Source organism: Luteolibacter rhizosphaerae (assembly GCF_025950095.1).
Lineage (GTDB): Bacteria > Verrucomicrobiota > Verrucomicrobiia > Verrucomicrobiales > Akkermansiaceae > Haloferula > Haloferula rhizosphaerae.
On record NZ_JAPDDR010000002.1, the window covers coordinates 654,769 to 667,793 of the forward strand.

Here is a 13,025-nt window from a genome sequence, read left to right on the forward strand (position 1 = left end):
ACACCGGGACCCCTGCCATGTCATACGATTCCGACTCCAGCCTGAAGGTCTACCTTCGGGAGATTTCGAGAACTCCCCTGCTCACTCCCGAAGAGGAAGTGAAGCTCGCCCGCAAGATCAAGAAGGGCGACAAGGACGCACGGACCCACATGATCAAAGCCAACCTGCGCTTGGTCGTCAAAATCGCGCAGGATTATTCCGGCTACGGATTGCCGATCTCCGACCTGATTTCCGAAGGCAACATCGGCCTGATGAAGGCGGTGGAGCGCTTCGACCCCAAGAAGGGAGGAAAGCTTTCGACCTACGCCGCTTGGTGGATCAAGCAGTCGATCAAGCGTGCTCTGGCCAATCAGAGCAAGACGATCCGCCTGCCCGTCCACATGGTGGACAAGATCGCCAAGATGCGCCGGATCTCCACGCTGCTTGCTGAAGCTCTTGGTCGCGAACCAACCGACGAGGAATTGGCCGAAGAAGTGGGTCTGCCACGCCGCAAGCTGGCGATGCTGAAACAAGCTTCGCAGCGCCCGACCTCGCTCGACGCGCCGATCAACGAAGGTGAAGCGACCGAGTATGGCGAGATCATCGGCGACGACCGTGCGGAGGACCCCTTGGAAAGCCTTTCCGAGAAGAACCTGCAGGGCGAGCTGGGTGGCCTGCTCGACGTGCTCGACAAGCGCGAGCGCCGCATCATCGACGAACGCTTCGGTCTCACGGGCAAGACGCCGATGACGCTTGAAGAAGTCGGTCGCGAGTTCGGTGTGACCCGCGAGCGCATCCGCCAGCTCCAGAACGTGGCGCTGACGAAGATGCGGAAGGCCCTGCGCCGCAAGGACAAGCCGCTGCCCAAGCCGGTTTCGGACGGGCTCCCGGCGACCTGATAAGATCCCTTTAGGTGGATTGTTTGGAGAGCAGCCGCGGTGATTCACCGCGGCTGTTTCTTTTTCCGCTCTCCGCAAGTTGCGGAGACAGCCGAGGCTTACATCCGGAAATCCTCGCCCAGATAATGCTTTCGCGCCATCGGGTCGTTCACCAGCACTTCCGAAGCGCCTTCGAGGATCACCCGGCCATCATGGATCAGGAAGGCGCGATCAACGATCGAAAGCGTCTCGCGGACCGAGTGGTCGGTGATGAGGATGGCCAAGCCGTCGCGCTCCCGGAGCTCGCGCACGATCGCCTTGATGTCCTCCACGGCGATCGGGTCGATGCCGGCGAAGGGCTCGTCCAGCATCAGCAAGCGCGGATCGGTGCAGAGCGCGCGCGCGATGGCGAGACGACGCTTTTCACCACCGGAGAGGGCGATCGCCTCCGAGTTGCGAACCCGGCTGATCTTGAAGCGCTCGAGGAGATCCTCGGCCCGGGCGATCCGTTCCTTCTTGGAAAGATTGCGGCGGGTTTCTAGGACCGCGAGCAGGTTCTCGAAGGCAGTCAGCTTGCGGAATACCGATTCTTCTTGGGGCAGATAGCCCAGACCCAAGCGGGCCCGGCGGTGCATCGGCATGCGGGAGATGTCGTTGCCGTTAAACTGGACGCTGCCCGCATCCGGCGGCACCAGGCCGGCGATCATGTAGAAAGAGGTCGTTTTGCCGGCGCCGTTCGGGCCGAGCAGGCCGACGATTTCACCGGGTGAAACACCGAGCGAGACCCCATCGACCACGGCACGACCGCCATAGCATTTGCGGAGTCCGGAGGCAGTGAGGAGGGCGTGACCGTTCGAGGAGGACGGGGAAGAAGGCATCTTCAGCGGGCGTTCGGTTTGGGCTGCTCCTTTTGTTTCGGCTTGGTCAGGCCCTCCGTCTTCACATCGGCTCGCAAGGAGCCATCGCGGGTCACCACGTGCTGCGGTTGACCGTCTTTTAGATAAACGAGGATGTAGGCGTCATTGCCTCCCACGGTGTAGGTGTTGCCATCCATCACCACCCAAGGAGATCCCCCCTTCAGGAGGATCTGTTCCTTGTCGAAATCGTAGACTGCCAGATGGGCGCAGGCCTTCACCGGCTTCTTGCCGGGCTCCTTCGGCTTGTAGTCGATCACGACCGTGCCGGTCGCGATGATCCGGCTGATATCCTCGGAGCCGCCGGGGCCGGCACCGGCCTTCTTGGCTTCCTTCGCCGCACGCCACTTTTCCAGCACCTCGGGCGGCACTTCCTTGGGAGGAGCCGCGGGCTTCTCTCCTTCGGGCTTGGACTCGTCTTCGGGGGCCGGGACCTTGGCGGGAGCGGGAGTGCCGTCCTTTGGAGCGGTAAGGTCGGCCGCCTTGGCCTTCGCTCCCTTCCCTTCCTTCATGGCGAGCTTCTCCTTCATGAAGGCTTTCACCTCGTTCTGCGCGCTGAGCGTGAACTGGGGATTGTCCACCTTCACATCCTTCAGGAAGACGATCAGGCCCTCGTTGTTATCGATGAAGGCACCGGACTCCGAAGTGATGGTGGTCTCGTCACCGAGCTTCTCGGAGACTGGCGGGCGCGGCACGTCTCCTGTCGTCGACGGAGGTTCGGGCTCGGCCAGCAGGGAGGTCAGCGCGGCGGCCTTGAAGAAGCTATTCATCGAGAGGCGCGCCTCTTCTGACTTGTCCTTGTTCTCCGCCATGACCTTCTGTGCCGCCTCCTGTTCGGTCGTCACCTTGGGGCGAGCGCTGGCCGCATCCTTGTGGATCGCATCCAGTTGCTCCTTGCTCAGGCTCAGGGCGTCTGACTTCTGCTCGGAGGTCATCCCGGGAGTCAACTGCTGACCCTGCAGGGGAAAGACGGAGGCCATGAGGAGTGCGCTGGCGGCGAGTCCGCGGCGGGCAGGTGTGGCATTCATGGAAGTTTGGATCTGTTTGCGGGAGACCGCCTTCACCGGTCCGTGAAGGAAGCCGCGGTTCTTTTCGGTTTCGAATACCAAGCCGGTTCCGGAGACATCCATCTCCTCGGAGACGAAGGAAACCGGCTCGTCCGTGGTCAGAAGCTTCTTGGCGGCATTGAAGCGGGCGGTCTTCAGGTCGATGCGCCCGCGCTCGCTGCGATCCGGGTTGTAGAACTCGATCTGGAGATTCTTCCCCTGGATCTTCTTCTTGGTGACGATCTTCAACTCCTCCGCCTTCAGCGTGCTGGTAAGGTTGAAGTCCACATCGTAGCTCGGGAGGATGACGTTCTTCAGGATGCTGTTGTTGGGGAACAGCGTCCCGGCGAGAAATCCGCTTTCCTCCCCGGTCTCCGGGTCTTCCTCATCGACCGGGGCCTCCTGGGCATGAGCCAAGGCCAGCGACGCACACACCAATCCGCGCACGAGAAGGGCGGCACTAAGTCGGCGTGAGCGGCGGAGGAGGAAGGACACGTGGAGTTAGGGGAGAGTTAGGTGCTCAGGCACCGTGAGCGGCATGGTGGATCGCCACCAGTCTGACGAGCAGGTCCTCGAGAAATTCGAGAGGAATTTGGTTCGGTCCATCGGAAAAAGCGTTCGCAGGGTCGGAATGCGTCTCCAGGAAGACCCCGTCCACCCCGGTCGCGATCGCCGCGCGGGCCAGAACCGGGGCCAGTTCGCCATCACCACCGGTCGTGCCGCCGAGCCCGCCCGGGCGTTGCACCGAGTGGGTGGCATCGAAAACCACCGGCAGGCCTTCCTTCCGCATCCAGTAGAGCGAGCGCATGTCGGCCACCAGATTGTTGTAGCCGAAGGTCGTGCCGCGTTCGGTCAGGACGAAGTTCCGGCAGTCGAAGGCGCGGAGCTTCTCGGCGATGTTCACGGTGTCCCAAGGGGCGAGGAACTGTCCCTTCTTCACGTTCACCGCGCGGCCGGTCTTGGCAGCCGCTTCGAGCAGGTCGGTCTGGCGGCAAAGGAAGGCCGGGATCTGAAGCAGGTCGATGTATTCGGCGGCGATCTCCGCATCCTGCGGAGAGTGAATGTCGGTGGTCACCGGCACGCCCAGCTCCTTGCCGATCTCGGCGAGGATCCGGCTGCCTTCCGCGACCCCCGGGCCGCGGAAAGACTTCACGGAAGTTCTGTTGGCCTTATCGTAGGAGGCCTTGAAGAGGTAGTGAATGCCGGTGCGCTTCGCGATCTCGTCGATGGAGCGGGCCATGTCCCAGGCAAAGGCTTCGGACTCCAAAGCACAGGGACCGAGAATGAAGAAAGGCACAGGGCCCCCGACGGGGACGCTGCCGATTTGGAAGGGTTCGAACGACATGATGGAAAGTCAGGAGGTGGATTTGAATCCAAACGAGCGTTTACCCAGCGGCTTTCTCGTATAGGGGGCGCAGGTTGGCAAGAGCGGTCGAGAGAAGTTTTTCTTCGATCTCGGTCAAATTGCCTTGGGTCTTGGCCTCGAGCATCTCAAGCGAGTCGATCACGGACTTCGCCGCGCGGAGGTTCCGGGTTTTCTCGCCGGTGGCCGGGTGGGGGATCTGGCCGAGGAAGAGGCCTGCATTCTGGGCCTGCAGGATAACGAACTCATTGAAACGGGAATCGGCGGCGGCCATGCGGGGAGGGTGGAGAGGCGGACTTCAACTTCCAAGCGCCAAGAGTGGCCGCCGAGACAACACCGATAAAAAAGCCGACGGGGCTAGACGCCCCGCCGGCTGGATTTGTCGAGACTGGGCGAAGCTCTGGTTCAGCGGCCGTTGCCGTTGCCGTTATCGTTACCGTTGCCGTTGCCGTTGCCCGGGGTCTTCTTACCCACGTTCGAACGGGCAGCTCCGCTGCGGAGCGCCTGCGCTTCTTGCTTGTTGATGGTGTCTTCGCGCAGCAGCCGCTTCACCAGCTTCACTGCGGAGGAAACGAATTTGCCGTGGTTCTTCCAGCCGCTCTCCGGTTCCAGCGCTGCGAAGAGATCGGCAAGCGAGCAGCCATGCTCGTCCACCCGGTTCTCTACGCCGGTATCGAAGTCACCGAAGACCACGGTGGGCGTCAGGATGGAATCCGGGCAGTGATCGTCGATGTCCGGGACGCCGTCGCCGTCGGTATCGCCGCGGTGTAGACGTGGACGGCACCGCCGCCGAGAAGCGGTTCTCCGATTGCGAAGCCGAGGCCTTCGATGGCTGCCACCGCGGTGCCGAGCCCGCCACCAGCACTGCCTTCGTAGAAGCTCGGCTCAGGGGCCAAGGGGGCAGGAAGGATGGAGACCTTCGGCAGCGGGGTCGCTCCGGGATAACCGATCAAGAGTTCGGTAATTCCATTTTGATCGACGTCCAAGGCTCCGCCAGAAGCGACCGGCTGGCCTGCCGCGGCCCCGGCGAGGGAGAGTTCGGTGATCAAGGTGAGATTGCTCCCGGACAGCAGGAAGGCCGAGCCGCCGGAGCCGGACCCCGCGACCAGATCGGCCACGGAATCAGCATTGCGGTCATCCACCAAGCCGATGCGGCTGCCGAGACGAGCCCCGGCTGCGATGCCGGTGTGGGCGGCGACTTCCGTGGCGTCGGAACTGCGGATCAATTGCACGCTACCACTGCCTGCTGCCGCGCCGGGGGAACCCACGGCGAGGTCAAGGAGGCCATCGCCGCTCAAATCCCCGACGGTCGCGAGGGAAGCACCGAACTCGGTGGCAGGAGCGAGGGGTGCGAGGGTGCGAATCAGCGAGCCATCCGCGCCGGAGACCACCAGCACGCTACCATTCAAGGCCGCAGCGCCGGGGGCCCCGATGAAGAGGTCGTCCTTGCCATCGGCATTTTGATCGCCGGCACCTGCAAGGGCTGCGCCGAAAAGCGAAGCGGCTCCCGGGGAAGCTGCGGTGATGGTTTGGAGCACGGAGCTATCCGTGCCGGAGAAAAATGGAAACCGAGCCGGAGCCGCCGCTGGCGCCTACCGCCAGATCCGCGGTGCCATCGCCGTTCGCATCGAGCAGCGCCAAGGCGCTACCGAGGGCTTGGCCAGCGCTGCCGGTGAAGGTGTGGAGGATGCTGCCATCGTCGCCGCTGACGACGATAACCTGCCCGGCACCGCCGGAGAAACCGGGATCGCCAACGGCGAGATCGGGAATGTCATCGGCGTTCCAATCGCCCGCCGCGAGGAGGGTGGAGCCCAGAAGGGCATTGTCGGGCCCGGACAGGATGGTGAAGAGGAGCGAGGCGTCCATCGCGGGCGCGACTAGCATGGACCCGGCCGCGACGAGGAGGGTCGCTCGGGTGATTGTAAGGGTGGGCGACTTCACGGTAACTGTGTGTGGGACTTCTTAGTCGTTGGTAGTGAACAGGGGTTTCGAACTAAACCGGAATGCCTAGGGCGTGTCAAAAGCGCCCTTGATGGTTAATTCTTCTTAAGGATCCTGGGGGGGTGGCGAAGGGAAGGAGGAGGAAATACAATTCTCCGCAATTTCCCATTTATGCAATTTTATGTAATTTATCCTTCCCTGCCGTGTTCACGGGCTGTAGCGGTGGAGTCGGATCAGGTATGGCTTCCGCTCCCATCGGGGCGAGCTTGCCCGAGCGCGGGGAAGTCCTGTCGCGAGTGCGAGGAATCGAAGCTGCAACTGAATGCAATAGACTCATGAATTCCCAAGTGCAGCCATGCCGAGGAGCGTTCCCGGGGATGATCCTAGGGGCTTCCTCCCTTCTGATCGGCTCGATTCTTCCGGCCCAAGAGCCACAAGTCGTGGGTGCCGGTCCTTCGGGTTCCTTAGCATCCTATCCCTCGCCATCGGAAGACTCGCCGGGGCACAGCGTGTCCGGAGTCTTGAACCGCGCGCTCTACATCGACCCCTCGCAGTCGGGTAAGCCGGTGCCGACCAACGAGTGGTGGACGGACCTGATCATCAGCCGCTACTCGGGTGATCTCTGGGCGCGGCCTTTCACGGTCTCCGCGAACGCGAACGGGGTGCGGATCAGCTACCCGAAGACCTGGAACAGCAGCGGCACGGCATTCGAGCTAGGCACGGCGCTGGAGATCTCCGGCGATGTCGAGCCGGTGCCGGACGCGAGCGACATCGTGATGGCGGACTTCGAGGCAGGCTATCCCGCGGGATGGACGCGCAATGGCAATGCCTTCCCGGCAACACCGGCGCAAGGCACGCTGCCGGGCCAGAGCATGGTGAGCGCGTACCTCGGGACGCGGCTCGCGAATTCCTTCAATGGCGGCGACGGGCCGACGGGCTCCTTGGTTTCGCCGGACTTCACGGTGGATCGGAGCTACATCGCCTTTCTGGTGGGCGGGGGCAATCACCCCGGAGTGGCGGAGGTTCGTCTGGTGATCGGAGATAGTACCGTGCTGTCCGCCACCGGCTTGAACTCGGAGCAACTGCGCTGGGTGAACTGGGATGTAAGCGCCTATGCCGGACAGACGGCCCGGATCGAGGTGGTGGACAATGCGACCGGCGGCTGGGGGCATATTCTGGCGGATCAGATCATCCGCACCAATAGCACGGAGAATCCGGGGATCCGCTTCGCGACCAGCTTTCGTCCCGATTCCGCGCAGGCCTTGCGATGGGGTGATTGGAATGTCGCTTTCCGCATGCCGCAGCTTAGCGGGGCGAAGCTGGATGTGTCGCTGGCGCGGGGAGTTCCCTTCGTCTGGCTGGAGACGGATGGCGTGAAACCGACGCTGAGGGCGAGCGGAGCGGAGTATCTAACAGCAGCGGGGATTCCGGTGAACTTTCCCGTCACCACGGATCGCTTCGTCATGAAGGTCGGGGACAAGGCCTTCGGCATCCACGCGCCGGACAACTCGACCTTCACGCTAAGCAACGGGGCGATTCACTCGGACCTAGGTGCGGATTATCTTGTGTTCAGCGCGCTGCCGGCGGTGGCGGATCTGGATGCTTTTCATGCCCGCGCCTTCGCGGTGGCACGTGATACCCGGGTCTCGTGGAACTATTCGGCGACGGATGGCGAGGTAACCACATCTTGGGAAGTGGATACGGTGGCGCTGGAGGGCAGCAATCTGGATACGATTCAAGGGTGGCTGCCGCATCACTACCGTGGCACGGCGCACAATCTGAGCTTCGAGCCGGGAATGAGCTACGCCACGCCGCGCGGTCCGATGAAATGCACGATCGGCCGGAGCGGATGGGAGATCGGCTACGGCTTCGAGGGGCTCTCCCCGGGGCTTCCGCTGCCGAAGGCGTTGGGCAAGCCGAACGACTTCGATCCCGCGATCCTGAAGAAGTATCTCGACGACTACGCGGGCGAGACCGGCTACGGCGGCGATACCTACTGGGGTGGGAAGTCGTTGACGCAGCTGGCCGACTACATGCTGATGGCGAAGCAGGCGGGAGAGGCGCCAGCGTACGATGCTCTGAAGGATAGCCTGCGCACTGCCCTAACAGATTGGTTCACTTACGAGCCGGGGGAGACGGAGCATTACTTTGCCCGCTATGCGAACTGGGGTGCGATTGTCGGTTTCAACGATTCCTATGGTTCCCATGAGTTCGTGGACCATCATTTCCATTACGGGTACTTCACACGTGCAGCGGGGCTGCTGGCCTTCGAGGATCCTGACTTCCTAGCGGGCTATGGCGAGATGGCGACGCTGGTGGCGAAGCAGTATGCGAACTGGGATCGTGAGGATCCGAACTTTCCTTTCATGCGCACCTTCGACCTGTGGGGCGGGCACTCGTATGCGGGCGGCTTCAGCTCGCCGGGTGGGAATAACCAGGAGTCGAGTTCGGAAGCGATGCAGTCCTGGGCCGGGTTGTTCATGCTGGGCTCCGCGCTGGGGAATGAGGAGATGCGCGATGCAGGCGCGATGGGCTATGTGATGGAGCGTGCGGCGGTGCGGGAATACTGGCTGGATGTGCACGAGGATATCCTGCCGCCGACCTATGAAGCGGAATCCACGGGCATCCTCTTCGATAGCGGGCAGGCCTATGCCACCTACTTCTCCGGTGACCCGGCGTGGATCTACGGCATCCAATGGCTGCCTGCGGCGACGCATCTGAGCTACCTCGGCTGGGATCCGGAGTTCTCGAAGAGTCTCATGGCAGCGATGATCGACGAACGCCCGGTCATCCTTGGAAGAGGCGTGGCGGGTGGCAGTCGCTACAGCCTGTGGGAATCGCGACAGAGCTGGTACGGGATCCACGACAATGCGCTCAACCAGAACGCGGCGATCGCCGACATGAAGAACGCGATCAACAACGCGTATCATCACAACCCCGGCTACGTCACGGCGCTTAATGCCGCGAACCCGCTCTACAATAGCGCGACCGGGACGCTTTATGTAACCGTGAATACCTCGGGCACGCTGGACTATCCGGCGGCCTACTGGACGCCCGCGACCTTGCCCGCCGCTTTGATCCCCCCGAATGCGAACCCCGCGACGCCAGCGGAGGAACCGGTGAGCTGGAGCCTGTGGCAGTATCTCGGAGTGGAGACCAATTACCAGGTGGACCCCGCGCGGATGAGCGAGCTCTACCGCTACGATGTCCTCGGCTACGATGCGTCCGAGACTTCCCAGGCAGCGGATGTCTACAGCCGGATGGGCGATGGCTTAGGCAACGTGGTGCTCGGCTTTGCCGCGCAGTATGACCCGGACTTCTATGCCGACGTACATGCCGAGCTGTGGGAGCGGAACGACCCGGTGGCCAAGGCCAAGTCGATGGCCGGGATTGTTTACTACGAGGCTTACAGTAATCGCGGCCTGGGTGTTCCCGATCCCTCGCGCCATACGAGCATTCCGACCAGCCAAGCTTACCGGAATCCTGAGACGGGAGCTTACCGCTACGTGGTCTACAATCCTTCGGAGAGCGAGCAGACTGTCACGGTTTATGGGGCGGCGGGTGCCTTGGGGAGCTTTCCTGTTCCTGCGAAGACATTGTTGAACCATGGCCTGGACCAGCAGTTGGAATCGCTGGTCATCACTCCCTCGAATCCGGCGCGGACGATCGTGCCCGGCGAGACGGTGCAGTTCACGGTGACGGGCTATGACCAGTATGGCGGCACCTCGCTGCTGGGCGCGGTGAGTTGGTCGGTATCGGGTGGCGGGAGTATCAATGCCGCAGGGCTCTTCAACGCAAGCAACGCGCAGGATCCGGTGACGGTCACCGTCACGACGGGAGGCAAGACGGCGAGCTACGTCTTTCGGGTGGGGACTGCCCCGGTGCTTACGAATCTCGCGGTTAGCCCGGAGTTCATCCGTGTCGCGGTGGGAGGAAGCGTGAGCTTCACCGCCAGCGGTCTGGATCAGTATGGCGATCCGATCGCGGCGGGTGGCGTGACATGGACTACCGATGTTTCCGGTGCCATGATCAGTCCCGCAGGTGTCTTTGCCGGAACCTCGATCGGCACCGGAAGGGTCATCGCCAGCTCCGGCGGGCACAGCGGTTCCGCGCTGGTCTCCGTGCAGGCCGCGCAGCAGAACATCGCCTTCGGCAAGACTGCCACGGCCAGCACCAACCTCGGCGGGAATACCGCGCCGAAAGCGGTGGACGGCAATGCGGGCACGCGCTGGGAGAGCATCCACGCCGATGGCCAGTGGCTCCAAATCGATCTCGGTGCGGTGTATGATCTCAGTTCGATGCGGGTAGACTGGGAGCCTGCTTACGCCTCGAGCTACCGTGTGCAGATCTCGGATTCCGAGAACGGGCCATGGAGCACGATCCGAGAGGTGGCGAAGCTGAATGCGAATGACGACGAGTTTGCATTGTCGGGCACGGGGAGATTCGTGCGCTTGGACTTCCTGAGCCGCGGAACGGTCTATGGCTTCTCGATCTTCGAGCTGGAGATCCGCGGGTGGCTGGCCGGCTCGGCGGTGACTCCGGCTGCCGTTCATGTGATTCCCGGATCGGTGACGGTGCAGCAGGGGCAGACGCAGGCGTTCCAAGCCTTTGCCTTCAATGCGAACGGCGAGGGTGGCCCGGTGAGCAACCCGGCATGGAGCGTGAGCGGCGGTGGCACGATCGATGCCGCGGGGATCTTCACGGCGAACAGCGTGGGTGGACCCTTCACGGTGAGCGCCGGAGTCGGGAGTGTGTCGGGTAGCGGCATGCTGAGCGTGATCGCGGGAAGTGCTGGCGGAGCTTACGAGAGCTGGAGCGGTGCCTGTGGCTTGAATGGGGCCAGCAGTAGCAAGAGCGCCGATGCGGATGGCGATGGACGGGATAACCTCACCGAGTTCGCATTGGATGGAGTCCCGCTCTCCGGCGGCAATGATGGAAAGATCGTTTCGAAGCTCGCGACCCTCGGTGGCGAGAGCGCATGGACACTCACGTTACCCGTGCGAAACGGAGCTAGCTTCGGCGGTAGCGCCGCGAAGGTTTCTGCCTTGATCGATGGTGTGATCTATCGAGTTCAAGGCTCTGCCAATCTGGCGTCCTATCCGCTGGAGGTCATCGAAGTGACGGGCGCGAATGCGGTGATGCTGCAATCGGGGATGCCGGAACTTTCGACGGGTTGGGTCTACCGCAGCTTCCGTCTGGCCGGCACCACGGTAGCAGGAGGCCGGGGCTTTATCCGGGTGACGGTTTCGGAAGGGTAGCCGCGGAGAGATGGCAGCGGCGGATTGACTTGAAGCTCCAATCGGGCGATCCAAGAGTTATGTTTGCACGAATGCTGAGAGGTCTCGCCTGTTTGCCGCTTCTTCCTATGCTGGTATACGGTGCCGAGGATCGTGAGCCTGCCTTGGGCTACACGCTCCGGATCGACGGAAAGGAGATCCGCTTGGAGCCCGGCAAAGAAATCCAGGTCGATGGCGAGTTCAAGGATCCGAAGGTGAGCTTGGTGCCGGACAAGTTCCGTAAATTCAGCGCAGCCGGGGTGAGCTTCAACTACCCGTCGCACTTCGGATTCGCAATGGATGCGGAAGAGGAGGGGGTGACGATCTGGACCCTGGATGGGACCAACGTGGTGATCATGCTCCAAGCATATGACGCGGTGATGAATCCCAAGGAGTTTGGAGAGATACTGAAGAGCAACTATGGGCCAGCGACCGAGGTGGAAGCGATAAGCCACACGTTCGGAGGCAAGAAGTATTCCGGGGTGCGGGTACGTGCCATCCTGGCAGGTGCTTCGTTGACCCAAGACCTGATCGCCCTGCCTTCGCCAGAGGGAAGCCGGATACTGCTTCTGCAGGGCCTAGATGAGAAAGATGAGGCTTCAAAGAAAGATGCGAAGACGGTTCTCAAGTTTCTAGACGAGACGCTGAAATTGGAGAACTGAGAATCTGGGAGCCGGAACTGAAATGGCTGGAGCACACGAGTGAGAGCGCTCTAATGGATTTATGTCTTTGAGAAAGCCGCTTCTCCTCGTTCTCTGCCTGTTGGTGCTGCCTGCCTCCGCGCAGACCAAGCGGATCGCCATCATCAAGGCCGACGATGTGACCGGGGTGCATCCAAAATGGGAGCGCTTCTTCAAGCTCTCCGAGGAGCACGGGGTGCCGGTCTCCGCCGGAATCATCGCGAACTCCTTTGAGAAACAGGATGGGAAGTACGATGAATGGCTGAAGGCGTGGGAGGCCAGCGGCAAGGTGGAGTTCTGGAACCACGGCTGGGACCACCGGCGCTGGGATGATAAGGGACAGACGAAGTCCGAGTTCGGTGGCTCAGGATACGAGCACCAGCGATCTCATATCGCGAAGGTCCAAGATGCCGGGAAGGCCGCGCTCGGGAAGCCCTTCACGGTGTTCGGCAGCCCCTTCAATGCGATGGACTCGGACACGGCGAAATCGCTCAATGAATTCCCGGATCTCAAGATGGTGTTCTGCCATCCCGGTGTGGAGCCGACGAAGGAACTGAAGGGCAAGATCCTCCTGCCCATGTTCCTAAGAGGAGAGCACGACGGCACCGGGAAGCCGAACTTCGCCAAGTTCAAGGAGGACTACGAAAAGAAGAAGGCGGACCCGTCTCTTAGCTTCGCCGCGGTCCAGTTTCATCCGGGCATGTTCAGCGAAGAGGGTTTCACCGACTACGTGGCCATCATCCAGCTCCTGAAGGCGGAAGGGTGGACCTTCATGCTGCCCGGAGAGTATGCAAAGACCTTGGCCGGTCCGGATCAACCTTAGAAGCCGTCTGAAAAATCATCTCCGTCCGGATTTTGATCTGTACTAGCCGGGTGAGGTATTGGAGAAGCTCGCGATGCGCGAGTATCCCTGTAGCCTCACCGATTCCGAATGGGAGATTCTTCGGC

Annotated in this window: 11 protein-coding genes; 4 read left to right on the forward strand and 7 right to left on the reverse strand. The window is 62.0% G+C overall.

What is annotated here, in order from left to right:
- Positions 1–17 precede the first annotated feature (17 nt).
- Positions 18–878, forward strand: a complete 861-nt coding sequence (locus OJ996_RS05835; RefSeq protein ID WP_264512162.1) for a sigma-70 family RNA polymerase sigma factor — start codon at positions 18–20, stop codon at positions 876–878.
- A 98-nt stretch (positions 879–976) separates the two neighbouring features.
- Here the strand turns inward: OJ996_RS05835 and lptB are convergent, their stop codons facing one another.
- The 7 genes from lptB to OJ996_RS05870 form a co-directional block, all read right to left on the reverse strand.
- The gene (gene lptB / locus OJ996_RS05840; RefSeq protein ID WP_264512164.1) at positions 977–1,735 is read right to left on the reverse strand and encodes an LPS export ABC transporter ATP-binding protein; all 759 of its coding nucleotides are present in this window, start codon (positions 1,733–1,735) and stop codon (positions 977–979) included.
- A gap of 2 nt (positions 1,736–1,737) precedes the next feature.
- Positions 1,738–3,312 carry an LptA/OstA family protein gene (locus OJ996_RS05845; RefSeq protein ID WP_264512166.1) on the reverse strand — a complete coding sequence of 525 codons (1,575 nt, stop codon included), beginning with the start codon at positions 3,310–3,312 and terminating at the stop codon, positions 1,738–1,740.
- Between the two features lie 25 nt (positions 3,313–3,337).
- Entirely contained in the window at positions 3,338–4,162 is an 825-nt protein-coding gene (gene kdsA / locus OJ996_RS05850) for a 3-deoxy-8-phosphooctulonate synthase (protein ID WP_264512168.1), read from the reverse strand.
- A gap of 40 nt (positions 4,163–4,202) precedes the next feature.
- Complete coding sequence (locus OJ996_RS05855; protein ID WP_264512170.1) at positions 4,203–4,454, reverse strand: DUF1844 domain-containing protein; 252 nt, start codon at positions 4,452–4,454, stop codon at positions 4,203–4,205.
- Between the two features lie 131 nt (positions 4,455–4,585).
- Positions 4,586–4,873 carry a hypothetical protein gene (locus OJ996_RS05860; protein WP_264512172.1) on the reverse strand — a complete coding sequence of 96 codons (288 nt, stop codon included), beginning with the start codon at positions 4,871–4,873 and terminating at the stop codon, positions 4,586–4,588.
- Between the two features lie 8 nt (positions 4,874–4,881).
- Positions 4,882–5,718, reverse strand: coding sequence for an integrin alpha (locus OJ996_RS05865; RefSeq protein WP_264512173.1), 837 nt, complete (start codon positions 5,716–5,718; stop codon positions 4,882–4,884).
- A 4-nt stretch (positions 5,719–5,722) separates the two neighbouring features.
- On the reverse strand, positions 5,723–6,121 hold the full coding sequence (locus OJ996_RS05870) for an FG-GAP repeat protein (RefSeq protein WP_264512175.1): 399 nt from the start codon (positions 6,119–6,121) through the stop codon (positions 5,723–5,725).
- Between the two features lie 509 nt (positions 6,122–6,630).
- Between OJ996_RS05870 and OJ996_RS05875 the strand changes: the two genes are divergently transcribed.
- The 3 genes from OJ996_RS05875 to OJ996_RS05885 all read left to right on the forward strand — a co-directional run bounded on the left by OJ996_RS05875 (position 6,631) and on the right by OJ996_RS05885 (position 12,900).
- On the forward strand, positions 6,631–11,379 hold the full coding sequence (locus OJ996_RS05875; RefSeq protein WP_264512177.1) for a glycosyl hydrolase: 4,749 nt from the start codon (positions 6,631–6,633) through the stop codon (positions 11,377–11,379).
- Between the two features lie 92 nt (positions 11,380–11,471).
- The gene (locus OJ996_RS05880; RefSeq protein ID WP_264512179.1) at positions 11,472–12,059 is read left to right on the forward strand and encodes a hypothetical protein; all 588 of its coding nucleotides are present in this window, start codon (positions 11,472–11,474) and stop codon (positions 12,057–12,059) included.
- Between the two features lie 61 nt (positions 12,060–12,120).
- Positions 12,121–12,900, forward strand: coding sequence for a polysaccharide deacetylase family protein (locus OJ996_RS05885; protein ID WP_264512181.1), 780 nt, complete (start codon positions 12,121–12,123; stop codon positions 12,898–12,900).
- Positions 12,901–13,025: the final 125 nt, after the last annotated feature.